Genomic DNA, 26,805 nt, shown 5'->3' with positions numbered 1-26,805 from the left:
ACGCGGGAGCCCCGCACGCCCGTGGTGGGCGCGTCGTCGTCGGTGGCGGCGGAGCCGCGCGCCGTGCTCGCCGGGGCCTCGTCGCCGCGCACGGTGGTCGTCGAGGCGTCGCCCGCCCCGCGCACCGTCCCGGTCGGTGCTTCGTCGCCGCCGCGCGCACCGCCGGCCACCACGGCCGTCGGCGCCTCGTCGGCCGGGCTTCCCGCCCCGCCCCGCGAGCCGCCGCCCTCGACGGCCTCCTTGATCGCGGCGGAGACGTCGACGAGGGACTCGATGAGCCCCTCGACGCGGTCCGGGTCGGCCTCCGGCTCGATGGAGGCCAGCACCCAGGTGTCCTCGGCCCAGACGAGCGGGACGTCGGCGCCGACGCGGTCGGCCGCGTCGGTGACCTGGCGCGTGAGCAGCCGGCGGCCCTCCAGCGCGTTGCTCACGAACGCGTAGCGGCGCCCGACCTGTCCCAGGTTGTCGAGCTCGTCGTCGTCGGGCCGCGGCGACTCGGGGAGCCGCAGCTCGAGAGCGACCGGCACCGCGATCGTGCCGCGGACCGCGGCCACCGTCGCGACCGTCTCGCCGTCCTGCTCCTGGTCGAAGATGCAGCCCAGGCGGCGGCCCCCGGGGCCGGGCACCGCCCCCGTGGCGACGTCGTAGGCGTGGCGCGGACCGTCCCCGCGCAGCGTGCCGTAGCGCCACGCGTGCGGCGGTGAGGACAGCGCGTCGGTGAACTCCCAGCCCTTCGACGCCGCCCAGTCACGCCGGCCGTTACCCCGGCGGGAAGGGCGCGCGCGGTCATACCAGAGCAGCAGCGCGCCGCCGGCTGCGGCGGCGAGCGCCACGACGAACCAGATCCAGGCAGGCACCCGGCGAGCCTACGGCCTGCCCCCGACCCCACCGGGGGACGACACTCGGGGCGGCGGCGCATTTCCCGGCGCCGAATCCGCCTGGTCAGGGCCGGTGCACCCGGACGGGGGCACCGGGCACGGATACAGTCGGCGCCGTGAGCGCCACCCTGGTCGCGCGGGGCGTCTCGGCCACGCACGGCGCCCGGACGATCTTCTCCGGCGTCGACCTCAGCGTCGGCCCCGGCGACGTCGTCGGGCTCGTCGGGGCCAATGGCGCCGGGAAGTCGACACTGCTGCGCGTCCTCGCCGGGCTGGCGGCCCCCGACACCGGGACGGTCGAGCTCGCGCCGCCCACGGCCACCGTCGGGCACCTGCCCCAGGAGCCGGCACCGCGGACCGGCGAGACGATCGGCGGGTTCCTCGCCCGCCGGACGGGTGTCGCGGCGGCCCAGGCCGAGCTCGACGAGGCGGCGACCGCCCTGGCCGAGGATGCAGCGGGCGCCGACGACCGCTACGCCACGGCCCTCGAGAGCTGGCTCGCCCTGGGCGGGGCCGATCTCTCCGACCGTGTCCCCGAGGTGGCCGAGGACCTCGGTCTCGCCCTCGGAGACGACACGCTGATGACCTCGCTGTCGGGCGGCCAGGCGGCCCGGGTGAACCTCGCCGCCCTGCTGCTGGCCCGGTTCGACCTCTTCCTGCTCGACGAGCCCACGAACGACCTCGACCTCGCCGGGCTGGAGCGACTGGAGCGGTTCGTCCGCGAGCTGCGGGCTCCGGCGGTGCTGGTCAGCCACGACCGGGAGTTCCTCGCGCGGACGGTCACCGAGGTGCTCGAGCTCGACCTCGCCCAGCAGCAGGTGACCTCGTACGGAGGCGGGTACGAGGCCTACCTGGTGGAACGGGACGTGGCCCGGCGGCACGCGCGCGAGGACTACGAGGAGTACGCGGACAAGCGCGCCTCGCTCACCACCCGGATGCACGAGCAGCGCAACTGGATGGAGCACGGGGTCCGGAACGCGCGGCGCAAGGGCGGCAGGTCCGACAATGACAAGAACGCCCGCAAGTTCCGTGCGGAGGCCACCGAGAAGCAGGCCTCGAAGGTCTCGCAGACCGAGCGCCGGATCGAGCGCCTCGAGGTCGTCGAGGAGCCCCGCAAGGAGTGGGAGCTGCGGATGTCGATCGCGGCGGCCCCGCGGTCCGGCACGGTCGTGGCGTCACTGTCCGACGCCGTGGTGCGGCGCGGCGAGTTCCGGTTCGGCCCGGTGACCCTGCAGCTCGACTACGGCGACCGGGTGGCGGTGACCGGCGCGAACGGCGCCGGGAAGACGACGCTGCTCTCACTGCTGCTCGGGCGCGTGGCTCCCGAGGCCGGCTCGGCGTCGCTCGGGTCCGGGGTCGTCGTCGGGGAGGTCGACCAGGCCCGGGCGCTGTTCTCCTCGGGGGCCTCCCTGCTCGACGCGTTCTCCCGGGAGCCCGAGGTGGACCGGTGGCCGACCGCGGAGGTCCGCACGCTGCTGGCGAAGTTCGGGCTCGGCGCGGAGCACGTGCACCGCGGCGCGGACTCGCTCTCCCCCGGCGAGCGCACCCGGGCCGCGCTCGCCCTGCTGCAGGCCCGCGGGGTGAACCTGCTCGTGCTCGACGAGCCCACCAACCACCTCGACCTGCCCGCGATCGAGCAGCTGGAGTCGGCGCTCGCGTCGTACCAGGGGACGTTGCTGCTCGTCACGCACGACCGCCGGATGCTCACGGCGGTGTCGACGACGCGGCGCTGGCACGTCGACGCGGGCCGGGTCACGGAGGTCCGGCCCTGATGTCAGAAAAGTCCCGTTGCCGACGTTCAGTGTCGGCAACGGGACTTTTCTGACGTGGGCTGGCGGGCTACTCGGCGCGCACCACCGAGAGCGCACCCGCGCCGGCGTCGGCGTCCTTGTCGAGGTCGACCCGCACCGTGTCGCCCTCGCGGACCTCGCCGCCGAGCAGTTCGCGGGCGAGCTGGTCCCCGATCGCGGACTGGACCAGCCGTCGCAGCGGCCGCGCCCCGTAGATGGGGTCGAAGCCCTGCAGGGCCAGCCACTCCTTCGCGGCGTCGCTGACCGCCAGCGTGAGCCGCCGTCCGGCCAACCGGGCGGCCAGCCGCTGGATCTGGATGTCGACGATCGAGGTCAGCTCGGCGGTGGAGAGCGCGTGGAACACCACGACGTCGTCGAGCCGGTTGAGGAACTCCGGCTTGAACGAGCGCTTCACGATCTCCATGACCCGCTCACGGCGCCCGGCGTCGTCGAGCGAGGTGTCGGTCAGCGCCGCCGACCCGAGGTTCGAGGTCAGCACGAGGATCGTGTTGCGGAAGTCCACCGTGCGGCCCTGACCGTCGGTGAGGCGGCCGTCGTCGAGGACCTGGAGGAGTACGTCGAAGACGTCCGGGTGCGCCTTCTCGACCTCGTCGAGCAGCACCACGGAGTACGGACGGCGCCGGACGGCCTCGGTGAGCTGGCCGCCCTGGTCGTAGCCGACGTACCCGGGGGGCGCGCCGACGAGCCGCGCGACGGTGTGCTTCTCGCCGTACTCGCTCATGTCGATGCGGATCATGGCCCGCTCGTCGTCGAAGAGGAACGCGGCGAGGGCCTTCGCCAGCTCGGTCTTCCCGACGCCGGTGGGCCCGAGGAAGAGGAACGATCCGGTCGGCCGGTCGGGGTCGGACACGCCTGCCCGGGTCCGGCGCACGGCGTCGGACACCGCCCGGACGGCCTCGTCCTGACCGACGACGCGCCCGGCCAGGTCGCCCTCCATGCGCAGCAGCTTCTGGGTCTCGCCCTCGAGCAGGCGCCCGGCCGGGATACCGGTCCAGGCGGCGACGACGTCGGCCACGTCGTCGGGCCCGACCTCCTCCTTGAGCATGACGGGCCCCGCCGTGGCGGAGGTCTGGTCGGCGGCCGCCAGCTCCTTCTCCAGAGCGGGGATGCGGCCGTGGATCAGCTCGGCGGCCCGCCCGAGATCGCCGTCGCGCTGGGCGCGCTCGGCCTCCCCGCGCAGCGTCTCGAGCTGCTCCTTGAGGCCCCGGCCGGCGTCGATCGTGTCCTTCTCGCTCTGCCACCGGGCGGTCAGCGCGTCGAGCTCCTCACGCTTCTCGGCGAGCTCCGCCCGCAGCGCGACGAGCCGCTCGGCGGAGGCGGCGTCGGACTCCTTGGCCAGCGCCATCTCCTCGATCTCGAGGCGGCGCACGGCACGCTCCACCTCGTCGATCTCCACCGGGCGCGAGTCGATCTCCATGCGCAGCCGGGAGCCGGCCTCGTCGACGAGGTCGATCGCCTTGTCCGGCAGGAAGCGCGCGGTGATGTAGCGGTCGGAGAGCGCGGCCGCGGCGACGAGGGCGGCGTCGGTGATCCGCACGCCGTGGTGGACCTCGTAGCGCTCCTTGAGCCCGCGGAGGATGCCGACGGTGTCCTCGACGGTCGGCTCGCCGACGAGGACCTGCTGGAAACGGCGCTCCAGGGCCGGGTCGGACTCGATGTGCTTGCGGTACTCGTCGAGGGTCGTCGCACCGACCATCCGCAGCTCGCCACGCGCCAGCATCGGCTTGATCATGTTGCCGGCGTCCATCGCGGACTCGCCGGTCGCGCCCGCCCCGACGATGGTGTGCAGCTCGTCGATGAAGGTGATCACCCGACCCGCGGAGTCGGTGATCTCGGAGAGCACGGCCTTGAGCCGCTCCTCGAACTCGCCGCGGTACTTGGCGCCGGCGACCATCGAGCCGAGGTCGAGGGCCACGACCCGCTTGTCGCGCAGCGACTCGGGGACGTCCCCGGCGACGATGCGCTGCGCGAGGCCCTCGACGATCGCGGTCTTGCCCACGCCGGGCTCGCCGATGAGGACCGGGTTGTTCTTCGTGCGACGCGCGAGGACCTGCACGACGCGCCGGATCTCGGCGTCGCGGCCGACCACCGGGTCGAGCGCACCGGACCGCGCACGCTCGGTGAGATCCTGTCCGTACTTCTCGAGCGCCTGGAAGGTGCCCTCAGGGTCGGCCGAGGTGACGCGGGCGGAGCCGCGGACCTTGCCGAACGCCTCCTGCAGCGCCTCGGCGGTGGCGCCGTGCCGCTTGAGGACCTCGGCGGTGCGCCCGCCCGTGGCGGCCACACCGACCAGCAGGTGCTCGGTGGAGACGTACTCGTCCCCCATGTCGGCGGCCAGCTGCTGGGCGTGGGCGAGCACCCGGGCCGAGTCCCCGTCGAACTGCGGGGCGGACACGCCGGAGCCGGTGGCGCTCGGCATCGAGGCGATCAGTCGCTCGGCCTCGGTGCGGACCGCCACGGGGTCGGCGGACACCGCCTTGAGCAGGGGTGTCGTGATCCCGTCGGTCTGGTCGAGGAGGGCGACGACGAGGTGGGCCGGGGACACCTGCGGGTTCCCCGACGCGGTGGCGGCGCGGACCGCGGCGGACACCGCCTGCTGGGTGCGCGTCGTCGGCGAGAAGTCCATCTGCCTGGCCTTTCCGAACCCGGTCCCCGACGGGGTCCGAGGTGCTCGGTGATCGTGGGTGGCGGAACGGTGCGGGTCGTGTCCGACGCGCCATGAACGCGTGGCCGACCCTCGTGAGGGACAGCGCCCTCAGACTTGAGTCTATTCCGCTCAAGTCAGGGGGGTTTTGACGTTCCGGACATCCCGGTCAGTACTCTGAGTGACAGATTGGGGACGGTGCGCCGCTCCATGGCACGCTCTGTCATGCTGACCCCGACTCGGGCGAGGGACGGGACCTTGCCGGGCAACGAGGGGAGTTCGGCATGTCGGCGGAACCTGCCGAGCCGATCGGCCCAGCCGTGCCGCGGGGCAGGGCTGCACGTGACGGCGGGCCGGCCGGGGACGAGACCCCCGCGCGCGCCGAGGACCCGACTCCCGCTCCCGCCGAGACCGCTCCGGAGCGCCAGGGCCGCGGGCGCGTCCTGCGCCTGGTCCCCGCGTCCCCCCGGCCCACGGCGCTGGCCACACCCCCCACCGTGCCGCCTCCCCCGGAGGCGATGCCCACCGCGCCGGTGCCCGCCCCCGCCCCGCACGTCCCGTTCCCCGCGCACCGCCAGGTCCCCGACGACGCCCGCACCGCCGTGGTGCCCCGCGTCACGGACGAGGGCGTCGCCGTGGGCGCCGAGGCCGCCGCACCCGCCGCGCCGCCTCGGAGCCCCCGGCCCACCGCCACGACCCCGCCCACCTCGCCCCGGTCGGACGCTGCCCGCGCCGGTGAGGCCGTGCGCGCCGTGTGGGCGCGCCTCGACGACCAGGAGGCCGACCTCGCCCACTGGTTCGGCGCTCTGCTGTTCAGTCTCGCCCCGGGACTGCGCGCGCAGTTCCCGACCCAGGCCGACCGCGCGGCGCGCCGGCTGCTGCGGGCCTCGATCACCGCGATGTCCGCGGTCGACCGGCCCCAGGAGCTCGCCACGGCGATCGACTCGCTCGCCAAGGAGACCCGCGCGCTCGGGCTCGACGACTCGGCCGACGAGCCGGTCGGTGTGGCCCTCGTCGGAGCGGTCCGGGAGTTCGCGGGCGAGCTGTGGGCGCCCGGCGCCGACGCCGCCTGGAGCCTCGCCTACTCCCTGGCCGTCGAGCCTGCACGCAGGCGTGCGGCGACCCTGCCCGGCGTCGTGACCGGGACCGTGGTGGCCCACCGGCGACTGAGCTGGGACCTCGCCGTCGTCACCGTCGCCCCGGACGTGCCGGTCGACTACCGGCCGGGCCAGTCGGTGACCGTCGAGGTCCCGCAGCGCCCGCGGATGTGGCGGCGCCTGACCCCGGCCGGTGCGCCCCGCGCGGACGGCCTGCTCGAGTTCCACGTGCGTGCCGTGCAGGGCGGCTGGGTCAGCCGGTGCCTCGTCGCGCACAGTCAGTGCGGCGAGCGCTGGCGGATCGGTCCGGCCGAGGGCGACCTCGCGGCCGACGCCACCGCCGAGCGCGAGCTGCTCATCGTCGCGGGCGGCACCGGCGCCTCCGTCGCACTCGCCCTGTGCGACGACCTCGCGGCGCAGGCCGCGGCCGGCGTCGACGTGCGACCGACCACCGTGGTCGTCGGGGGCAGGACCCCGGAGGACCTCCACACGCTCGACCGCTTCGCCGCGATCGCCGATCACGCGCAGTGGCTGGCGGTCGTCGGGGCCTGCGAGTCCGACCCGCTCGACCTCGAGCTCGCGCCCGGCACCGTCGTCGACGCCGTCACGCGTGCGGGGCAGTGGCTCGGGCACGACGTCGTCCTGGCCGGGTCGCCCGAGATGATCCGGGCCACCACGGCCGCGCTGCTGGTCGACGGCACGCCGCTGGACCGCATCCACTACGACCCCTTCACCGAGGACGACGAGGACTGAGCGGCGCCGGGGGCGTCACGATGCGCCGTCGCCGTCCGGGGGCTCCCCGGCAGCACCGGGACCGCGCCGGCCGGGCTGCCAGACCACGACGGATTGGGTCCGGCGGACCGGGAGCAGATCCCCGCGGCGCCCGCCCTGTTCGATCAGTGCCTGGAGCCTGGTCTGGCTGCGCGCCAGCTCGTCGGTGACCTCGGCCAGCCGATCGGTGAGCTGGTCGACCTCGCGCTCGAGCTCGATGATCCGCTTGATGCCCGCGAGGTTGACGCCCTCCTCCTGGGAGAGCCGCTGCACCTCGCGGAGCAGGGCGATGTCGCGCACCGAGTAACGCCGCCCGCCACCGCTCGCGCGTCCGGGCCGCACCAGGCCGATGCGGTCGTAGGAGCGCAGCGTCTGGGCGTGCATGCCGGAGAACTCCGCGGCGATGGAGATGACGAAGACCGGGGTGTCCTCGTCCGCCCACGACGGGAGCCCCGGGATCGGGGAGCCGCCCGGTGGGCGTCCAGGACCGGCACCGCGGGCACCCTCGCCCGGCCCGCGCCCGCCGGTCACGACGCCGCCTCCTTGCGGCCGGCCTCCGCCCGATCCGTGAGGTGGGCGCGGGGATCCTCGTCGGCGGTCGCCGCGGCGTAGGCGTCCAGCGCCTCGCTCGCCTCGGTCGAGAGCCGCGAGGGCACAGCCAGCTCGAGGGTCACGAGCAGGTCCCCGGTGTGCTCCTTGCGCTTCACCCCGCGGCCGCGGACCCGCAGCGTGCGCCCCGAGGAACTGCCCGGCGGCACCTTGAGCGAGATGCGGCCTTCGAGGGTGGGGACGGCGACCGTGGCGCCGCGGACGAGCTCCGGGTAGGTCACCGGCAGCGCGAGCGTCAGGTCGTCGGGGTTCTTGGTCGACCGGCCGAACACGGGGTCGGCACTCACGTGCACGACGACGTAGAGGTCACCCGCCGGCCCGCCGCTCGGACCGGGCTGGCCCTTGCCCGCGAGCCGGATGCGCTTCCCGTCCTCCACGCCCGCGGGAACGCGGATCGTCAGCGTGCGCGGGCGGGAGCTCACGCCGTCGCCACCGCACTCGGAGCACGGGTCGTCGACGAGGTGGCCGGAGCCACGGCAGTCGGGGCACGGCTCGCTGAACGCGAACGCGCCCTGGCTGCGCGAGACGAGCCCGGCGCCGCCGCAGCGCGGGCAGGTGCGGGGCGTGGTGCCCGGCTTCGCGCCGGAGCCCTCGCAGGTACCGCAGCGCATCGGCGACGTCAGCCGCATCGGCAGCGTCGCGCCGTTCACGGCCTCGGCGAAGTCGATGCGGACCTCGGTCTCGACGTCGGCACCGCGGCGCTGGCGGGGAGCGCCACCGAGGCCACCGCCCATGCCTCCCGGGCCGCCCATGCCGCCGGTCGGGTCGGCCTGGCCGGGGCCGCCAGCCCCGCCCATGCCGCCGAAGATGCCGCCGAGCAGGTCGCCGAGGCCTCCGGCCCCGCCACCGCCGCGGCCGGCGCCGCCGAACAGGTCGTTGACGTCGAAGCCGCCGGGGGCGCTCGTGGCGCCACCGCGGCCGCCACCACCACCGAAGCCGCCGAAGCGGCCGCCCGCCATCAGCGTGCGGGCCTCGTCGTACTCCGAGCGCTTGGTCGGGTCGGACAGGACGCCGTACGCCTCGCCCGCCGCCTTGAACCGCGCCTCGGCCTTCGCGTCACCGGGCTTGGTGTCGGGATGGTTCTCCCGGGCGATCTTGCGGTATGCCTTCTTGATCTCGTCCTGCGAGGCGTCCTTGGCGACGCCGAGCTCGCGGTAGAAGTCCTTCTCGAGCCAGTCACGATTGGCCATCGTGGGTTCGTCCTCCCTCCCGCGAGCCCGGCGTGCGCGCGGGCACTCTCGTCAGTTCCGATCCTCGCCCGGAAAGGGTCCGGCACAGCGACCGTCAGGCCGACTCGCCGCCGCCCGCGGACCCGCTGCCCGCGGGCACCGCGTCCGGATCGTGGTCGGTGACCTCCACCATGGCAGGCCGGAGGACCTTCTCACCGAATCGGTAGCCCCGGCGCATCACGGTGGTGACGGTCGGACCGTCCACCTCCGCCGACGTGCCGTGGGCGACCGCCTCGTGCACCGATGGGTCGAACGCGTCGCCCACCTCGCCGAAGCCGGCCAGCCCGGCCCGCGTCAGGGTCTCGGTGAGCCGGTCGGCCACCACCTTGAACGGGCCGGTCAGGTCGCCGTGGGCACCCGCCCGCTCGACGTCGTCGAGCACGGTGAGCAGCTCGCCGGCCACCTGGGCCTTGGCACCGGTGATCGTGGCCTCACGGTCACGCTCCACCCGGCGCCGGTAGTTCGTGTACTCCGCCGACACGCGCTTGAGGTCGGCGGTGCGTTCGTCGAGCTCGGTGCGCAGCCGGGTGAGCTCGGGGTCGGGCAGGTCCGACGGAGCCTCGGCTCCGGCGTCGCCGCCCGTCCCCGTCGTCGGCATCCCGCCGACGGCGGCGTCGGGGACCTGGTCCCCGTCCGCGGGCGCACCCTCGACGGTCACGCCCTCCGGCGCAGCCCCGTTCTGCGGCTCCTGCACCGACTCGTCCCGGTGGACCTGGGTCGGGTCCTGCACGGTGACCTCCTCCTCGGGTCCGCCGCGCCCGGCCGTGGGGCCGGGCGCGGCGCCGGTGTCCGGTCCGGTCACTGCTTCTTGTCGTCGTCGACGATCTCGGCGTCGACCACGTCGTCGTCACCGGCGGAGCCGGAGGAACCGTCGGCCGCGCCCGCGGCATCGGTGGCGTCGCCGCCGTCCTGCTGCGAGTAGATCGCTTGGCCGAGCTCCTGGGAGTCGGTGGCGAGCTTCTCGACCGCGGACTTCACGGCGTCGGTGTCGTCGCCCTCGAGCGCCTTCTTGAGGTCGTCGAGCGAGCCCTGGACCTTGTCCTTGACCTCGGACGGGACCTTGTCGCCGTTCTCCGAGAGGACCTTCTCGGTCTGGTGGACCAGCGACTCCGCCTGGTTGCGGGTCTCGGCCTCCTCGCGGCGCTGACGGTCCTCGTCGGCGTGGGCCTCGGCGTCCGAGACCATCCGGTCGATCTCGTCCTTGGACAGGGCCGACCCGCCGGTGATCGTCATGGCCTGCGACTTGCCGGTGCCCTTGTCGACCGCCGACACGTTGACGATGCCGTTCGCGTCGATGTCGAAGGTGACCTCGATCTGCGGCACGCCCTGCGGGGCGGGCGGCAGGCCGGTCAGCTCGAACATGCCGAGCTTCTTGTTGTAGGCCGCGATCTCACGCTCACCCTGGAAGACCTGGATCTGCACCGAGGGCTGGTTGTTCTCCGCCGTCGTGAAGACCTCGGACTTCTTGGTGGGGATGGTCGTGTTCTTCTCGATCAGCTTCGTCATCACGCCGCCCTTGGTCTCGATGCCGAGGGAGAGCGGGGTGACGTCGAGCAGCAGGACGTCCTTGACGTCACCGCGCAGCACGCCGGCCTGGAGGGTGGCGCCGACGGCGACGACCTCGTCCGGGTTGACCCCCTTGTTGGGCTCCTTCCCGCCGAGGAGCTCCTTGACCAGCTCGGTCACGGCGGGCATGCGGGTGGAACCACCGACCATGACCACGTGGCTGATCTGGCCGACCGAGATGCCCGCGTCCTTGATGACCTGGTTGAACGGCTTACGGCAGCGCTCGAGCAGGTCGGACGTGATCCGCTGGAACTCCGAGCGCGAGAGCGTCTCGTCGAGGAACAGCGGGTTCTTGTCGGAGTCGACCGTGATGTAGGGCAGGTTGATGCTCGTGGACGACGAGCTGGACAGCTCGATCTTCGCCTTCTCCGCGGCCTCGCGGAGACGCTGCATCGCCATCTTGTCCTTGGACAGGTCGATGCCCTGCGAGCTCTTGAACTTGTCGACCAACCAGCCGATGATCTTCTCGTCCCAGTCGTCGCCACCGAGGTTGTTGTCGCCGTTGGTGGCGCGCACCTCGACGACGCCGTCGCCGATGTCGAGCAGCGAGACGTCGAACGTGCCGCCGCCGAGGTCGAAGACGAGGATCGTCTGCTCGCTCTCGCCCTTCTCCAACCCGTAGGCGAGGGCGGCCGCGGTGGGCTCGTTGACGATGCGCAGCACGTTGAGGCCCGCGATCTGGCCGGCCTCCTTGGTGGCCTGGCGCTGCGCGTCCTCGAAGTAGGCCGGGACGGTGATCACCGCGTCGGTGACCTCCTCGCCGAGGTAGGACTCGGCGTCGCGCTTGAGCTTCATCAGCGTGCGGGCGCTGATCTCCTGCGCGGTGTACTTCTTGTCGTCGATCTCGGTGGACCAGTCGGTGCCCATGTGCCGCTTCACCGAACGGATCGTGCGGTCCACGTTGGTGACGGCCTGGTTCTTGGCCGACTGGCCGACCAGCACGTCCCCGTTGCGGGCGAACGCGACCACCGAGGGGGTGGTGCGGCTGCCCTCCGAGTTGGCGATGACCGTCGGCTCGCCGCCCTCCAGGACGGCGACGACGGAGTTGGTGGTGCCGAGGTCGATGCCGACCGCTCGCGCCATGGGAGATGACTCCTCTCAACAAAGGTTCGGTGTGAGCCCGTTGCACTCAAGTCTAGCGATCCCGGTGAGTCCGGTGCGACCCGAGTGTGAGTCACGGAGGCTCAACTTGCTCTCGGTACCCCCAACGAGAGCGGTGCCCACCGTGTTCCCACCCGGCGGAGATCACACCGGCGGCGCGGTACCCGGACGCGTCGCGAGCGGAACCATGCCCTTCTCGGGGAGCTTCACCGGCCGCACCGCGAGGGGCACCCCGGTCTGCTGCGCCTCCATGATCTTCCCGTCGCCCAGGTAGAGCGCGACGTGGTGGATCGTGTTCGGATCGGACGAGTCGTACGCCCAGAACAGCAGGTCCCCGGGCTGGGCCTGCGCCACGGGCACGTGGGCGCCCGCCCCGTACTGGTCCTGGGACACGCGCGGCAGCACCACGCCGGCGGCCTGGAAGGCGCGGAGCATCAGGCCCGAGCAGTCGTAGCTCGACGGGCCGGTCGCGCCCCACACGTAGGGCTTGCCGCTCGCGGCGACCGCGAAGTCGATGGCGGTCTTGGCGACGCCCGGCGGCAGGGTCGTGGCGATCCCGGCGGCCGGGCCCTCGGCGCACGGCCGGATCGCGCTCGTCACTCCCGCGAGGTCACCGACCAGGCTCGCCGCCAGCGGCTCCCATTTGGCGTAGGCGCCGGGGAACGCCGAGCGCTGGACGGTCTGGGCGGCCAGGGTGATCGGCATGTCCTGCCAGTCCGGGATGGCGAGCAGGCGGGACAGGAAGGTGCGGGTCGAGTAGACGGGGTCACGGATCTCGTCGGCGGTACCCCATCCCTGGCTGGGCCGCTGCTGGAACAGTCCCAGCGAGTCGTGGTCGACCGCGACGTCCATGCCCGCCGTCCCCATCCGGGACTCCTGCATGGCCGTGGCGAGCGCGACGATCCACGCCCGCGGCGGGGCCGCCATGCCCTTGGCCGCCCCGACGATCGTCGCGGCGGCCTGGCGCTGGACCGGTTGCAGGTCGGCGGCGGTCCGGGGGACCCCGACGGCGGACCGGTCGGCGCCCGCGTCGCACGTCCCGGCCGCCTGCTGGTCGCCGCCGACCGTGAACTGACCGACGACGAGCAGCCCGCCGAGCAGCACCACCACCAGGCCGAGCGCGAGCACCCCGACGGGGATCAGCAGCCGCAGGAACCGCAGTCGCGAGGGGAGACGCGGGATGCGCAGGGGGAACGGGCCCGACCCGTCCGGCCGGCGGCGCGGCGGACCGTCACGGCGGGGCGGACGGACCTGGGTGGACACGAGGCGTCCTCACGACGCCCGGTCGTAGCCCGCGACGCGCCAGTCGCCCGCCCCGATCTGGACGAGCAGGAGCTGCAGGGTCACGGCGTCGGTGGGGACCTGGACGCGCACCGAGTCCGGGCGCACCTCGACCGCCCGGGGTGATCCGGTGACCCGCGAGGACGGGATGTTGCCCGGGTCGACCGACGCGAGGACCGGCAGGTACTCGTCGGTGGTGTAGGGCCGCAACCGGTCGCTCCACTGGGCGCCGGTCGTCCCGGCGGGGTGGTCGGCCCAGGCCGTGGCCCAGCGCTGCGCGACGCCGAGTGCCGCGGGCGGGGCGGCCGAGAGCGGCAGGGTGGTCGGGGTGAGCTCCGGCGGGGGCGCGGTCGGCACGCTCGGGACCGCGGTCACCGTCGGGACGTCGGGGACCGGGGCGAGGGCGCCGCGCGAGCGGCCCGGACCCGACGAGGCCCAGCTCCCGAGGTACGCGACCCCCCCGACGACCACCGCGAGGAGCACGAGGACGACCAGGAACCGGACCGGCGAGTGCAGCGGCCACTCCCACAGGCCGCGGTAGGCCGACGACCGGCCGCGCCTAGTCCGGATCGGCACGCGGGGCTCCCGGGGTCGGCGTCACGGCCGGGCCGGAGCGGTCGGAGGCCGATCCCTGGTCCACGCGGCTGTCGAGCACCCGCCCCTCGACGACCTGTTCCGGCCGTCCGTCGACGCCCGGCCGGCGCGCGGGGCGGTAGAGGCGCTGCGAGGGGGCGCCGTCGACCTCGGGGACGCGCGGCGCGGCACGGGGCAGGGCCGGGCGGGAGGCGTCGATCTCGCGGTGGGGCACGCCGTCCCTCGGTCCCGACGAGCCCGGCGAGCCCGTGGTCGGACGCACGATCTCGGAGTCGACGTGCACGGCCCGGCCGGAGCGGGCGCGCACCGCCTCGTCGCCCCCGGACTCCTCCGGACGCAGCATCGACCCGCCGCGGCGGCGCTCGACGCGCTCGCCCCACCAGGACTCCTCGTGGGGATCGGCGCCGCGCATCCGCCCGACCGCACGGCCCAGCGCCCCGGTACCCGAGGCCGGGAAGAAGCCGCCGACCTGCTCGCGGGTGAGGCTGACCATGGAGGTCAGCCGGCGGAACGGTCGCGACACCGCCCAGAGGATCACCGTGACGACGCCGGTGACCAGCAGCGCGAGCCACGTGTCGACCCCCGAGCCGGGGCGGAAGAGCGAGATCACCAGTAGCGAGTGCAGCCCGGCCAGAGCGCCGACGAGCAGTGTGTTGACCAGCGCCGCGCCGCCGATCCGCAGCATCGCGGGCAGCACCTCGGGCTTGAGCAGCGCCACCACCGCGAGGGCGGGCGCCACCATCACGAGCAGCCTGATCATGAGCATCGACACCAGCACGAGCACCTTGCTCATCAGCTGGAACAGCGCGATGCAGGCGGCCTGGATCAGCGCGAGCGCCCCGGCACCGACCCGCGAGCCGGAACGCCCCTGGAAGTAGGAGTAGCGGTCACCGACCTTGTTCGCGACGTCGGTGAACTGCTGCTTCTTGGCGTCGGCCTGGGCCTGGCCGTCCTGGCCGGTCGCGACCTCGACCTTGGTGAACGTCTGCGCCTGCAGCAACGGCCTGCCGAGGTCCCGCGCCTGGGGCACGTCGGCGGACCCGAACTCGCCGCGCAGCCAGTTCGAGTAGACGATCTGATCGGTGAGCACGGTGGGGAGGGTGTTCTGATCCCCGACGCCGACCTGGCGCAGGAATCCCTGCTGCATGGCGGTGACCCCGTCGAGGAGCACCCCGTCGAGGGCGCGCGACCACTGGATCGGCGCCGCGTACGCCGCCGCGGCCAGGCCCAGCGCGAGGACCGCGACGAACCCCCGCCGCGCCTGCTGCGAGAGCTCGCCGCGCATGGCCAGCACCAGCAGGATCGCCGCGAGCGCAGCCAGCGCCACCCCCACCCAGGTGGTGAAGACCGCCTCGTACATCGCCCGGGTCCCGGTCTGGATCACCGCGTCCAGGGGTGTGAGCAGGCTCGACCCGCGGGCGATCAGGTAGTGCGCCCAGTTGACCCCGCCGACGATCAGCTTGGCGACGTCGAACACCTGGTTGCCCAGCCAGGTGTCGGTCGAGGCGGCCGGATCCCGGGCCCCGCCCGGACCGCACCCCAGGTCGTAGGTCCACCAGACCTGCCCGGCGTAGCCGACCTCGTCGTACACGCTGCCCGGCGCGCCGACGCCGATCGGGGCGGGGTCGAGCGACCCGACGAGGCCCGTGGCCGGCCGGTCGGGGTCGGGTGGGGCCTTGCAGTCGAACGCCTGCGCCGAGGCCGTGCCGCCGACGAGGACGAGGCCCCCGACCAGCGACACGATGACCAGGAGCGCGCGGGCGCGCCGCGTGCGGGGCAGCCGGAGCCGGCGCCGCGAACGAGTGGATGGCGTCGTGCGCTCGTCAGAGGGAGGGGAGCACGCCGATAGGGGGCCATTGCCGGCACGGCGGGACCGTCGGGATCCCCGCCGCCAGCCGATGACGAGTGCCGCGACGAGGATGCCGACGACGACGATCACCCGTCGCCTCCACCCCGGCCGGGTCCCCGGGCCGCCGGGACGCCGTCGTCGGAGTCGTCCGTGTCGTCGGTGGCCGCGGGACCGAACGGCGGGTCGGGACGGTCGGGCGTTCCGGTGCCGTGGCCCGGGTCCTGGTCTCCGGGCTCCCGGGTCTGCGGTGCGGTGCGGTGCGGTGTCGTGGGCAGGTGGGCGCGGCGCGCGTCGGGGTTGGTGTCCAGCGCCGTGCGCAGGTGCGAGAGGTGCGGGCCCTCGAGGTCGACGCGGATCTTCTCGACGCCGCCGTGCCCGTCGGAGAAGACGAACTGTCGGGGGGTGTCGTCCGGGTTCTCGTCGTGCTCGCCGAGGGAACGGCCCGACGTCGGCCGGGGCGAGAGGGTGCCGAGCATCTCCTCGTACCCGACGTCGGTCGGGACCCGCAGCAGCCGCAGCGCCTCGGCCTGCGCCTCGCTGTCGTCGGTGCGCCCGACGAAGACCGCGTCCACCAGCGACGCGAACCCGGGCACCCGCAGCAGGTCGCCGGCGAGCTGCGAGGCGAACAGCGCACGGACGTTGAACTTGCGGGAGTCGCGCGCGAGCCGGTCGATCAGCACCTTGCCGGTGGGGATCTGGGACAGGAAGTGTGTCTCGTCGAGGGCGACGCCCTTCCGCAGGTCCCGGTCGGCGGTGTACACGGTCCGCTGGGTCAGCCAGGAGGCGAGGTTGAGCAGCTCGACGGCCAGCGACTCGCCGTCGGTCCACTCCTCGCGCGGGCTGCCGGGGCGCGGCAGCGACATGCCCTGCATCGTCAGGACGGTGAGCCGGTACTCCTCCTCGTCCAGGATCGAGGGGTCGCCGGTCGCCCTGCCACCCGCCCCCTCGTCGGGACCGCGCGGGTCCGCCGGGTCGACGGTGTGCTCGGGGAAGAGCAGGGCGGCCTGCGGCAGCTCGCGACGCTCCTCGAGGAAGTCCGCGACCACGTCGGCGTGCTCCTCGCCCTCCCGCGCGTGCCTGCGCAGGGTCGAGATGACCTGGCCCGGGTCGCGGTGCTGGCCACCCCCGACCTCGCGGACGGCGCGCAGCAGGACGATCCGGGTGTGGGGCATGCGCGCCACGTCGTAGGGCAGCAGGCCGGTGAGCACGTCGAGCACGAGCCTGCGGCGGGTGGCGGCGGCGAGCGAGCGCTCGCGGCGCCACGCCTTCTCCGGGTCGGGCTCGTCGAGGAAGTGGTCGCGGCGCGGCTCGGCGACGACCCGGTAGGGGTTGAGGATGCCGGGATCGGCACCGAGCAGGTGGATGTGCCGGGAGAACGGGGCGAGCTCGGGCAGCCGCGTCAGGGCGGCGAGCGGACCGGACGGGTCGAGCACCGTCCACCGCGCCCCGGCCCGCAGCGTCTTGTAGACCATCAGTCCGGTCAGGAACGACTTCCCCGAGCCCAGGCCGCCGACGACGGCGGTGAGGCCCGAGGCCCGACGGACCTCCTGCGCCATCCACGGGTCCCAGGCGACCGGGCGCCGCGTCGCGGTGCAGGTCTCGCCGAGCAGGACCCCGCGCCGGTCGCCTACCGAGGCCGAGGCGGCGGGCACGCCCGCGGCCACCCAGGTCACCGAGCCGCGCCGCCGGTAGGCGGTGGAGGCCAGCGGCTCGCCGGGGATGAACTCGCGCGCGTAGGCGTACTGCGCCTCGGGGTGCTCGAGGGCCACGCGGGGCCGATAGAGGTCGAGGACCTGCTGCGCGCGGGTGAGGGCCTCGGACTCGTCCCGGCCGGACACCGCGACCCGCCACCAGCCGTACACCCGGGTGTTGAGCTGGGTGAGCCCGCCGGAGAGCTCGTCCTCGATCTGCAGCACCCGGTCGGCCTGGCGCTCCAGCGACATCGGCGGGTCGAGGTCGTGGTCGTGGGTGTAGTGCCGGATCTGGCTGCGGACCTTGCCCATCTGACGCTGCAGCTCGCCCGAGACCTCCTCGGGCCGGCGCACGTAGATCCGCGCGGACCACTCCACGGGGAAGGGCAGACGGTCGCTGCGCTGCATCCACGGGTCGTCGGCCTCGGGGATGCGCAGCGAGTCCATCAGCCCGACCGAGAGCACGGCCACGTGCCGCGAGACCGGCTGCAGACCGTGCCTGCCCGCGACGGTGACGGTGGGCGCGTAGGGCTCCTGGTGCATGGCGACGCCGTCGGTGAACGCGGCGAGGTCCTCGGCCTCCCACGCGACGCCGGGCTCGGCGTGCACCGACCGCGGCGCGGGCAGTCCCAGCGCGCAGGAGCGGTGCATGAGCCAGGCCATGTCCTCGGCACTGCAGGGGACCCCGTCGAGCCCCGGGCCCGACACCAGCGCGTCGACGTGCGCGATCTCGGTCTCGAGCGCGGTGAGTTCGGCGTTGGCGGCCGACGGGAGGACCCGGTGCAGGACGGGGGCCGCGGTCTCGAGCCAGCGGTCCACGACCGAGCGGCCGGACACCTCGACGCCGAGGAACACCTCCTTGTCGGCCATCGACAGGCCCATGAGGTGCTGCTGCTCGCCGGTGAGGAAGTCCTCCCACCCGAGGGCGTCCCCGACGTCGGGCGGGCGGCCGGGCGAGTTGCGGTCGAAGGCCTCCGCCCAGCCCGCGACCGGGAACGGGCGGGTGGTCACGCGCAGGTGGCACCAGCGGCCCTGCAGCTCGCCGAGCTGGTTGGCGATACGCCGGATGAGCGCCTCGCGCTGGGAGTCCGACCGGAAGCTCCACGGCTGTGGCGCGAGCCGGTACCACGCGGTGACCGCCGAGCCGGTGCGCGCGATGTTGCCGTCGATGGAGCGCAGCGCGATGGCGGAACGGTAGGTCGGCGCCGCGGCCGCCCCGGCGCGCGCCCGGCCCCGACGCCGGCGGGAGCCTGCGGTGCGCAGTGCCGACGGAGGCGTGTCGTCTCCGGGCGGTTCCGGCTCGTCCCACGACTCGCCTGCGTCGTCGCCGAAGCTCCCGAGCAGGTCGTCGTCGGTCGCCGGGCCGGGGTCCTCCGGGACGTCCCGGCGCTCGACGGGGACGACCTCCGCGGGCGTCGGCGCGTAGCCGGCCGGGTACGAGCCCCATCCCGTGGTCGCCTCGGGCTCGGCGTCGCGCGCGTCGGGCCAGGGGTCCGACCACGACGAGCGACGGCCCCGGCCCGTCTCAGGACCGCGCCGGCGCAGCACCGTCGCCCTCCTCGTCGTGTCGCGACCCGTCCGGTGCGGGTCCGTCGGAGCCCTCGGTCGTGGCCCGGGCGCTCGGGCCGAACCGGCGGGGTCCGCCGGTGGGCCGTGTGCGCGGTCGGCGCGCCCGGGACGCGGGTGACCGGTCGGCGCGCCGGGCGGTGACGTGCAGCACGCCGTCGTCGTCCCCGGCGGTGGTCGTGGTCTCCCGGGACCCCGCCGACGGCGACGGCCCCGATGCCTGCGGTGGGGCGGCCCGGTCGCCGCGCGTCGTCCAGGAACGGCGGGACGGCCGACGGCGACGGCGGGTGCGGTCCTCGTCGTCGGGGACCCGGCGGGCGCCCGTGCCCCCGGACCGGTCGGACACCGTGGCCACCGCGGCCCGCGGGTCGGTGTGCCCGGCGGGCAGCGCCCGCTGCGGGCGGGCCGACTCGATCGCGACGTGGCCGGTGCCGACGGTGCTGCCCTCCCCGCGGGTACGCCTGCGGGGTCCGCGCAGTTCGTGGACGAAGAGGGTGAGCCACTCCAGCAGCGGCCGGTCCTCGTCGATCCGCTTCGCGACGAAGCGGACGACGACGACCGTGATGAGCAGGGCCCAGGCCACCGAGAAGAAGCCGATGGGAATGCCGAGCCGACGCTGGAAGAACATCACGGCGACCATCACGATCAGCCCGACGCCGTAGCTCGAGTAGCGGGCGCGCCACGGGAACGTCGCCCGGGGCGGGCCGAGCCAGACGGCGTCGACCCGGTACACGTCGTCGTCGGTGCGGATCTGCACCCGCGTCACCCCGTGATCAGCTGGGCCAGGAACTGACCGACCGCAGGCCCGTTGCCCGAGACCGCGATGCCGAGCGCGACCAGGCCCACGAGCAGGCCGACCCCCCGGCGGGCGACCCCGGCGTTGTCACCACGGCCGCCGATCCACAGCATGATGACGGCGATACCGAGAAGCAGCAGCGGGACGATGTTGTCGCGGATCCAGCCCTGCAGGCCGTTCGTCCCGAGGCCCTGCGCCACCACGGCCGACCCGAAGGAGTGCAGGTCGGCGATCGGGAGGCCCGAGCCGACCACCGCAGCACCGAGGGTCGTGACGGTCATGGCGGTGGTCCTCCCCGGACGTTCGATGGCGCTGTCCTCGGCCGTTCTCGACCGGTCGAGTAAACACGGCGGCCGCCGGACCTGACCACCCCCCGCCGTTGCGGCGCGCGACGGACTGCCACACGGACGGTCACCGTGTGCCATGCGTTCTGCTCCGTCGTCCCCGACCACGACTCATGGTGGCCCGAACACCGCCGCAGTGGGGGGACGCGCGCCCACGGGACTGCGCCGGTCGCCGCATCCGCTCACCACGGAGTGACATCGAGCGGTCACCGGGGGTCGAGTGCACCCGTTCGCGCAGACTTCGGGTTACTGGTGAGTAGGTTCTCATTGCCCTCGGCGGGCCGCCGCCCGGACCAGCCGATACAGTGCGCCGAACGACGGTTCTCGACCCGTGCCGCCCGGGCAGGGGTCCGCTGGGAGGTCGAACAGTGCTCGTCCGATTGATCCTGGGCCTCGCCCTCACGGTGGCCGTGGGAGTCGTCGCCGCCCGCCGGGCGTGGTGGCTCTTCACGCTCATCCGCTCGGGCCAGCCCGACGCGAAGCGCGCCGACGGGCTCGGCGGCCGTGTGCGCGCACAGTTCGTCGAGGTCTTCGGTCAGCGCAAGCTGCTGCGCTGGTCGATCCCGGGTCTCGCCCACCTCTTCACGATGTGGGGCTTCATCATCCTGCTGACGGTCTACATCGAGGCCTACGGCGCACTGTTCGTGGACGACTTCGCGATCCCCGGCATCGGCCACTCCCCGATCCTGGGTTTCCTGCAGGACTTCATCGCCGTGATGGTCCTGATCTCGATCATCACGTTCGCGGTCATGCGCGTGCGCCAGGACCCGGAGCGCAAGCAGCGCTCCTCCCGGTTCTACGGCTCGCACTCCAGCGGTGCGTGGATCGTGCTGTTCCTCATCTTCAACGTCGTCTGGACGCTCTTCGTCTTCCGGGGCGTGGAGTCCGCGGCAGGCAACCTGCCCTACACCTCGGGCGCCTGGGTCTCGATCGCGGTCGGTCAGCTCTTCACGGGGCTCTCCCCGACGACGCTGTTCGTCCTCGAGACGATCTTCCTGCTGCTCCACATCGGTGTGGCGCTGGTCTTCCTCGTCCAGGTGCTCTACTCGAAGCACCTGCACATCTTCATCGCCCCGATCAACGTCGCCGCGAAGCGGCTGCCCAAGGCCCTCGGTCCGCTGCAGCCCCTCGAGCACGAGGGCAGGCCGATCGACTTCGAGGATCCGCCGGAGGACGCCTCGTTCGGCCGCGGCAAGATCGAGGACTTCACGTGGAAGGGCATGCTCGACTTCGAGACGTGCACCGAGTGCGGCCGCTGCCAGTCGCAGTGCCCCGCGTGGAACACAGGCAAGCCGCTCTCGCCGAAGCTGCTGATCATGGACCTCCGCGACCACATGCTCGCGAAGGCGCCGTACCTGATCGGCGGCAAGGAGATGCCCGACCACGGGTCGGTGGACCTCCTGGGCGCCGGCGGCAACGGTCACGGAGTCCCGGAGTCCGGCTACGAGCGCCACACCGGCTCCGACGACGCCCAGGCCGTCCGCCCGCTCGTCGGCACCGCCCAGCAGCTCGGGGTCATCGACCCCGAGGTCCTCTGGGCCTGCACCACCTGCGGCGCCTGCGTCGAGCAGTGCCCGGTGGACATCGAGCACGTCGACCACATCGTCGACATGCGCCGTAACCAGGTCATGATCGAGTCGGAGTTCCCCGGTGAGCTCGGGGTGCTCTTCCGCAACCTGGAGAACAAGGGCAACCCCTGGGGCCAGAACAACTCCTCGCGCATGGACTGGGCGAAGGACCTGCCCTTCGACGTGCCCGAGTTCGACGGCGAGCTCTCGCCCGAGACCGAGTACCTCTTCTTCATCGGCTGCGCGGGTGCGTTCGACGACAACGCGAAGAAGACGGTGCGCGCCACCGCCGAGCTGCTGCACATCGCGGGCGTGGACTACGTCGTGCTCGGCAAGGAGGAGAGCTGCACCGGTGACCCGGCGCGGCGCTCGGGCAACGAGTTCCTCTTCCAGATGATGGCCCAGCAGACCGCGGAGATGCTCAACACCGTCTTCGAGGGCCGCGAGCCGGGGACGCGCAAGATCGTCACCACCTGCCCGCACTGCATGAACACCCTCGGGCGTGAGTACCCGCAGCTCGACGGTCACTACGAGGTCGTCCACCACACCCAGCTGCTCAACCAGCTGGTCCGTGAGAAGAAGCTCGTGCCGGTCGCGCCCGAGCCCTCGCCGGTTCCCGCCGCGAAGCTGGACATCCGGCCGGCCACGAACCTGCAGTACCACGGTCCGCAGAACGACGGCACCGAGCGCGCGCTCGTCACCGCGAACGGGCACTCGACGGCCGGGCGGGAAGGGTCGGGCGAGGGCGCCGACCAGGCCGCGCCTGCCGCCGTCGCGCTCGCGGAGAACGAGGGCGCCGGCTCGAACGGGTCGTCCGCTCCCGGGTCGTCGTCGAACGGGTCCTCGTCCAACTCCTCGAACGGGCACGGCGGCGGAGCCGCCGGGCCGAAGACGGTGACCTACCACGACCCCTGCTACCTGGGCCGGCACAACGAGGTCTACACGCCGCCGCGCGAGCTGGTGGAGGCGGCGGGCGCGGTGCTCAAGGAGATGCCGCGTCACGCGGACCGGGCGCTGTGCTGCGGCGCGGGTGGTGCGCGGATGTGGATGGAGGAGAACATCGGCAAGCGCATCAACATGGAGCGCGTCGACGAGGCCATCTCCACCGAGACCGACACCATCGCGACCGGTTGCCCGTTCTGCCGCGTCATGCTGACCGACGGCCTCACCGAGCGCCAGAGCGAGGCCAAGGCCGTCGACACCGAGGTCATGGACGTCTCGCAGATGCTTCTGGCCGCCGTCAAGCGCGGAACGCCGGCACCGGGTGCGGCGGCCGCCGGGACGGATGCCGAGACGGTGGCGGTGTCCTCGGTCGACGCGGAGACCACGGCCGTGTCGTCGGTCGACGCGGAGACCACCGCCGTCTCCCCGGTCGACGCCGAGACCACGGCCGTGTCGTCCGTCGACGCCGAGACCACCGCCGTCGCCCCGGTCGACGCCGAGACCACCGCGGTCCCGAAGACCGACTCCGAGACGGCTGCCGTGCCGGAGACCGACTCCGAGACGGCTGCGGGGTCGGACGCCTCCGGGGCCGGGTCGGACGCCGCCCCCGAGGGCGGGTCGGATCCCGCCCCGGAGACCGAGACCGACGGGCCCGGTGACACCGACCCGTCGACCTCCGCCACCTCGGCGAACGTGAAGAACCCGGGCGAGTAGCCGCGGTTCTCGAGCGCAGGGCCCCTCCGGTCGGTCTGTCCGGCCGGAGGGGCCCTTCGCTCGTCCCGGGGCGCCTCCGCACGGGCGGAGATCCGGCGGGCCCGTGGGCGGCCCCTCGGCCTGTCGCCTGCGCCGATAGTGTGCGCGGGTGCTGCTCTCCGACCGCGACATCCGCGCCGAGATCACCGCCGGACGCGTCGCGCTCGACCCCTTCGACGAGACGCTGCTGCAGCCCTCGAGCGTGGACCTGCGCCTGGACCGGCACTTCCGCACGTTCAACAACCACGCCTACACCCACATCGACCCGGCGTTGCAGCAGGACGACCTGACGCGGATGGTCGAGCCTGCGCCGGACGAGGCGTTCGTGCTGCACCCGGGCGAGTTCGTGCTGGGCTCGACCTACGAGGTCATCACACTGCCCGACGACGTGGCGGGGCGGCTCGAGGGCAAGTCGAGTCTCGGGCGCCTCGGCCTGCTCACCCACTCGACGGCGGGCTTCATCGACCCGGGCTTCTCCGGGCATGTGACGCTGGAGCTCTCCAACGTCGCGAATCTGCCGATCCGGCTGTGGCCGGGCATGAAGGTCGGCCAGTTGTGCCTGTTCCGGCTCTCCTCGCCGTCGGAGCACCCGTACGGCTCCCCTGTCTACGGGTCGCGCTATCAGGACCAGCGGGGCCCGACGCCGTCGCGCTCGTACGTCAACTTCCGGCGTGGCCTGTAGCGGGCGTCAGCCCACCAGCTGGCCGGCGCGGTGCACGCGGTTGCGGCCGGAGTTCTTCGCGGAGTAGAGCGCGCGGTCGGCCTCGGAGACGAGTCCCTCGCCGTCGCCCGCGTGCTCGGGCAGCGTCGCGATCCCGAACGACGCGGTGACGAGCTGGCGACCACCGCGCTTGAAGTCCGCCTCGACCCGCTCGCGGAGGCGCTCGGCGAGCGCGGCGGCGTCGTCCGGGCCGCCCTGGGTGATGAGGATGGCGAACTCCTCGCCGCCGTAGCGGTAGGCCGTCTCGCCGTCGCGCATCGAGGCACGCAGGGTGCTGGCGACCTCCTGGAGGACGACGTCGCCCTGCTGGTGGCCGTAGCGGTCGTTCAGCTCCTTGAAGTGATCGAGGTCGAGCATGATCACCGACATCGGGTGGCCGTGCCGCTTGGCGTTCGCGACGGCGTTGTCGAGATCGGTGCCGAGCCTGCGGCGATTGGCGAGCTGGGTGAGCGGGTCGTACTGGGAGAGCCGCTCGGTCGCGGCGTGCAGGCGGCTCGCCTCGATCGAGGAGCCGGCGAGGGTCGCCAGCATCTCGACCGCGGACAGGGCCTGCCCGCCCACCTCGCCCTCGATCCCGTCGAAGCACTCGAGGACGCCGATGACCCGCGCGCCGACGACGAGCGGGACCGCCACCGACGCCGCGTCGTCCGTGTCCGGGTCTCCTCGCGAGATCTGCCCGTAGCGGGCGGACCGGCCGACGACACCGACCCCGAGGCTGCGCTGGCACTCGAGCGGCGGGACGGCGCCCCGCTCCGAGTCGTAGGCCAGCTCCAGGCCCGCGCCGTCCTCGTCGAGCAGCCAGAGCATCACGCGGCCGTCGGTGACCGCCACGGCGGCCTGCACCGTGGAGTCCACGACGTATCGGGTGTTGAGCGAGCCCGCGATCTCGCGGGTCATGATCAGAATGGTCCGCAGCCGGTCGGTCTGGGCCTGGAGGCGCTCCGCCTGGGCGGTCGTCTCCTCCTGCTGGTGGCGCAGGGCCACCGTCATGTCGGCCAGACCGTCACGCAGGGCCACCAGCTCGGCCGAGCCCGTCACGGGCTCGGGCGGATAGAGCCGTCCCTCGGAAATCCCCCGGACCGACGCGAGGAGGCCCTCGACCGGGGCGACGACGTGACGCTCGAGACGCCGCCGACCACGAAGCGCGACCGCGAGCGTCGCGAGCCCGACGAGGACGAGCACGACGGCGACGGACCATTGCGCGAAGGTGGCCTGCCGCGCGGTGTCGTCCAGGGCGACGAGCGTCGCCGCGCGCGTGTCGTCCTTGCGGTCCCGGTAGCTCTGGAACAGGGCCTTGCCCTGGAGCAGGAACGCCTCGGTACCACCGGGCGGCGGGACCTGGCGGGCGACATCGGCCCACTCGGTCCGCCAGCGCTGCTGGGCGAGCAGCAGCCCCAGCACGCTCTGGCGCAGCGCCGGCTCCTCGAGCAGGTTGACCATCTGGGTGTCCGCGGCGGCCAGCGCCGGGCTCGACCTCGTGGCCTCGTCGGCGAAGAACTTGTCACCGGTCGCGAGGTATCCGCGCAGCGACGAGTCCATCTCGAGCATGGCCTGGTTCGAGTCCTCGACGGCGAGGAGACCCGCCTGCAGGCGGTCCTGGGCGGGTCCGGTCACCCCGGCGCTGAAGAGGACCCGGGCGACGACGAGCAGCACGATGACGAGTGCCGCCACCGACACGGTCACACCGAGACGCTGGACCTCGGTGATCAACCTCGGCGCCCGTCTCACCCGCCCACACCCCTCCGAGGGTCCGGCCCCTCACGGGTCCCGGTCCGCTGACCGGAGCCCTCCCCCTGCACATCACCGCTCGGACGCATGACGTTAGCCGTTCCGGGGAATTGGTCACAGATTTCCCGGGGCGTGAGGGGAGACCACCGCGCTGGATAGCGCCGGACGGACGAACAGGCTGCGCCGAAAGGGCCTGGCAATCAGGCAGTCATCGACGAGCGCGAGCCCCGCCCGGACGGCATCCGGACGACCGTCGGATCGGCCGCCCGGTGGCGGTGCGGGGGCGGGGGTTCGAGCAGGCGGTGCACCAGCAGATCGATCTCGGTGGGGTACGGCATTCCGCCCGCCGGCGAGGTCTGCCAGGCCACCAGCTCGGCCAGCGCGGCCTGGGTCGCGGCATGCTCGGCACTGTCGGGCTCGACCGAGAGGTGGAGCACCGGGACGCACAGCCGCAGGGCGCTGCGGGCCGCCGCGAGGGCCGCTTCGGTGCCCCCGCGGACGACGACGCCCGCGGGCGGCTCCTCGGCGAGCAGCGCGTCGAGACGCACGACCATGCGCGCGGCCTCCTCCGCCCAGGTCTCGCAGGGGCTGTCGAGCAGGAGGAGTCGCCCGGCGGGCGCGTCCAGGTCGTCGAGGGCGGCGTCCACGTCGAGCGGCTCGGGCCCGGTGGCGACCAGGACCGGGTGCACCGGCCCGTCCGCGTCGTCCTGACCCGGGCGGACCGGGCGTCCGAGGGGCGCGAGCGCGGCCGCGTCGTCGGCGGTGGCGACGACCACCAGGAGATCCGGCACGGCCGCGACGGGGCCCCCGGCGCCCTCCTCGATCGTGTGATCACGGAAAGTCATGTTCACCTGCTCCCCCTCGACGGTCGTGCACCCTCGGCAACAGCACACACCACAACGTCCCCGCGGGACAGGCGATTGCTCCAGGAGTACCGCTTGGGCGCAATCGTTTCCACGCACCGTGACCGAGGCGTCGGCAATCAGTCCGAGACCATGCTGTGATCCGAGTGAGTTACACCCATGTCGTTGCGGTATGCGCGGGACCGTCCGTCCGCGGACAGGGGGTCGGCCGGGGATCGGCGCTGCCCGTGTATCGTGTTCAGCGCAGCAGGCGAGTGTAGTTCAATGGTAGAACATCAGCTTCCCAAGCTGAATACGCGGGTTCGATTCCCGTCACTCGCTCCACCAGGATTTCCCCAGCTCGCAGGCCCGTCACCGGATCATCCGGAGGCGGGCCGCCGTCGTCTCCGGACCCGGTCGCGCT

The 26,805-nt window shown here is 73.4% G+C and carries 17 protein-coding genes, 1 tRNA gene and 1 pseudogene; 5 read left to right on the top strand and 14 right to left on the bottom strand.

Features of this window, described 5'->3' with window-relative positions:
* Nucleotides 1–857, bottom strand: an 857-nt coding sequence (locus VGI02_RS24540) for a TtfA family protein (protein WP_331631835.1), incomplete at its 3' end; no start/stop codon positions are given.
* A gap of 137 nt (nt 858–994) precedes the next feature.
* Between VGI02_RS24540 and VGI02_RS24535 the strand changes: the two genes are divergently transcribed.
* On the top strand, nt 995–2,650 hold the full coding sequence (locus VGI02_RS24535) for an ABC-F family ATP-binding cassette domain-containing protein (protein WP_331631833.1): 1,656 nt from the start codon (nt 995–997) through the stop codon (nt 2,648–2,650).
* A gap of 67 nt (nt 2,651–2,717) precedes the next feature.
* On the opposite strand, the gene clpB is transcribed toward VGI02_RS24535, so the two are convergent.
* Entirely contained in the window at nt 2,718–5,315 is a 2,598-nt protein-coding gene (clpB, locus tag VGI02_RS24530) for an ATP-dependent chaperone ClpB (RefSeq protein WP_331631831.1), read from the bottom strand.
* A 302-nt stretch (nt 5,316–5,617) separates the two neighbouring features.
* Between clpB and VGI02_RS24525 the strand changes: the two genes are divergently transcribed.
* Nucleotides 5,618–7,183, top strand: a complete 1,566-nt coding sequence (locus VGI02_RS24525; RefSeq protein ID WP_331631829.1) for an FAD-binding oxidoreductase — start codon at nt 5,618–5,620, stop codon at nt 7,181–7,183.
* 15 nt (nt 7,184–7,198) lie between these two features.
* Here VGI02_RS24525 and VGI02_RS24520 read toward each other — a convergent pair whose 3' ends face one another.
* From VGI02_RS24520 to VGI02_RS24475, 10 genes are all read right to left on the bottom strand, one after another.
* Entirely contained in the window at nt 7,199–7,732 is a 534-nt protein-coding gene (locus VGI02_RS24520; RefSeq protein WP_414638368.1) for a heat shock protein transcriptional repressor HspR, read from the bottom strand.
* Nucleotides 7,729–9,000, bottom strand: coding sequence for a DnaJ C-terminal domain-containing protein (locus VGI02_RS24515; RefSeq protein WP_331631827.1), 1,272 nt, complete (start codon nt 8,998–9,000; stop codon nt 7,729–7,731). The genes VGI02_RS24520 and VGI02_RS24515 overlap by 4 nt, the downstream gene beginning before the upstream one ends.
* Nucleotides 9,001–9,094: 94 nt before the next feature.
* Nucleotides 9,095–9,769 (bottom strand): nucleotide exchange factor GrpE, encoded by a 675-nt coding sequence (gene grpE / locus VGI02_RS24510; RefSeq protein WP_414638372.1) that lies wholly within the window; start codon nt 9,767–9,769, stop codon nt 9,095–9,097.
* A 68-nt stretch (nt 9,770–9,837) separates the two neighbouring features.
* Nucleotides 9,838–11,688: a molecular chaperone DnaK gene (dnaK, locus tag VGI02_RS24505; RefSeq protein WP_331631823.1), complete on the bottom strand. Its 1,851-nt coding sequence runs from the start codon at nt 11,686–11,688 to the stop codon at nt 9,838–9,840.
* A gap of 162 nt (nt 11,689–11,850) precedes the next feature.
* The gene (locus VGI02_RS24500) at nt 11,851–12,858 is read right to left on the bottom strand and encodes a C40 family peptidase (RefSeq protein ID WP_414638371.1); all 1,008 of its coding nucleotides are present in this window, start codon (nt 12,856–12,858) and stop codon (nt 11,851–11,853) included.
* Between the two features lie 120 nt (nt 12,859–12,978).
* Entirely contained in the window at nt 12,979–13,563 is a 585-nt protein-coding gene (locus VGI02_RS24495) for a hypothetical protein (RefSeq protein ID WP_331631819.1), read from the bottom strand.
* Nucleotides 13,547–15,322 (bottom strand): MFS transporter, encoded by a 1,776-nt coding sequence (locus tag VGI02_RS24490; RefSeq protein WP_331631817.1) that lies wholly within the window; start codon nt 15,320–15,322, stop codon nt 13,547–13,549. Before VGI02_RS24490 ends, VGI02_RS24495 begins: the two co-directional genes overlap by 17 nt.
* 194 nt (nt 15,323–15,516) lie before the next feature.
* Nucleotides 15,517–18,384: an ATP-binding protein gene (locus VGI02_RS24485; RefSeq protein ID WP_331631838.1), complete on the bottom strand. Its 2,868-nt coding sequence runs from the start codon at nt 18,382–18,384 to the stop codon at nt 15,517–15,519.
* Between the two features lie 262 nt (nt 18,385–18,646).
* Nucleotides 18,647–19,444, bottom strand: a complete 798-nt coding sequence (locus tag VGI02_RS24480; RefSeq protein ID WP_331631815.1) for a hypothetical protein — start codon at nt 19,442–19,444, stop codon at nt 18,647–18,649.
* Between the two features lie 5 nt (nt 19,445–19,449).
* Nucleotides 19,450–19,764, bottom strand: a complete 315-nt coding sequence (locus VGI02_RS24475; protein WP_331631813.1) for a hypothetical protein — start codon at nt 19,762–19,764, stop codon at nt 19,450–19,452.
* A 431-nt stretch (nt 19,765–20,195) separates the two neighbouring features.
* Between VGI02_RS24475 and VGI02_RS24470 the strand changes: the two are divergent.
* Together VGI02_RS24470 and dcd are read left to right on the top strand one after the other, a co-directional pair.
* A pseudogene (locus tag VGI02_RS24470) lies at nt 20,196–22,652 on the top strand ((Fe-S)-binding protein); the annotation flags it as partial.
* 547 nt (nt 22,653–23,199) lie between these two features.
* Nucleotides 23,200–23,772: a dCTP deaminase gene (dcd, locus tag VGI02_RS24465; RefSeq protein WP_331631808.1), complete on the top strand. Its 573-nt coding sequence runs from the start codon at nt 23,200–23,202 to the stop codon at nt 23,770–23,772.
* A 6-nt stretch (nt 23,773–23,778) separates the two neighbouring features.
* Here dcd and VGI02_RS24460 read toward each other — a convergent pair whose 3' ends face one another.
* Both VGI02_RS24460 and VGI02_RS24455 read right to left on the bottom strand, forming a co-directional pair.
* Complete coding sequence (locus tag VGI02_RS24460; protein ID WP_331631805.1) at nt 23,779–25,494, bottom strand: GGDEF domain-containing protein; 1,716 nt, start codon at nt 25,492–25,494, stop codon at nt 23,779–23,781.
* Between the two features lie 245 nt (nt 25,495–25,739).
* Nucleotides 25,740–26,384, bottom strand: a complete 645-nt coding sequence (locus tag VGI02_RS24455) for a hypothetical protein (RefSeq protein WP_331631804.1) — start codon at nt 26,382–26,384, stop codon at nt 25,740–25,742.
* A 268-nt stretch (nt 26,385–26,652) separates the two neighbouring features.
* On the opposite strand from VGI02_RS24455, the gene VGI02_RS24450 reads away from it, so the two are divergent.
* Nucleotides 26,653–26,726, top strand: a tRNA-Gly gene (locus tag VGI02_RS24450).
* Nucleotides 26,727–26,805: the final 79 nt, after the last annotated feature.

The organism is Actinomycetospora sp. (assembly GCF_036497245.1).
In the GTDB taxonomy this organism is placed as follows: domain Bacteria; phylum Actinomycetota; class Actinomycetes; order Mycobacteriales; family Pseudonocardiaceae; genus Actinomycetospora.
The sequence above is the reverse complement of the archived record's forward strand: the minus strand, read 5'-3'. Positions and strand labels throughout refer to the sequence as shown.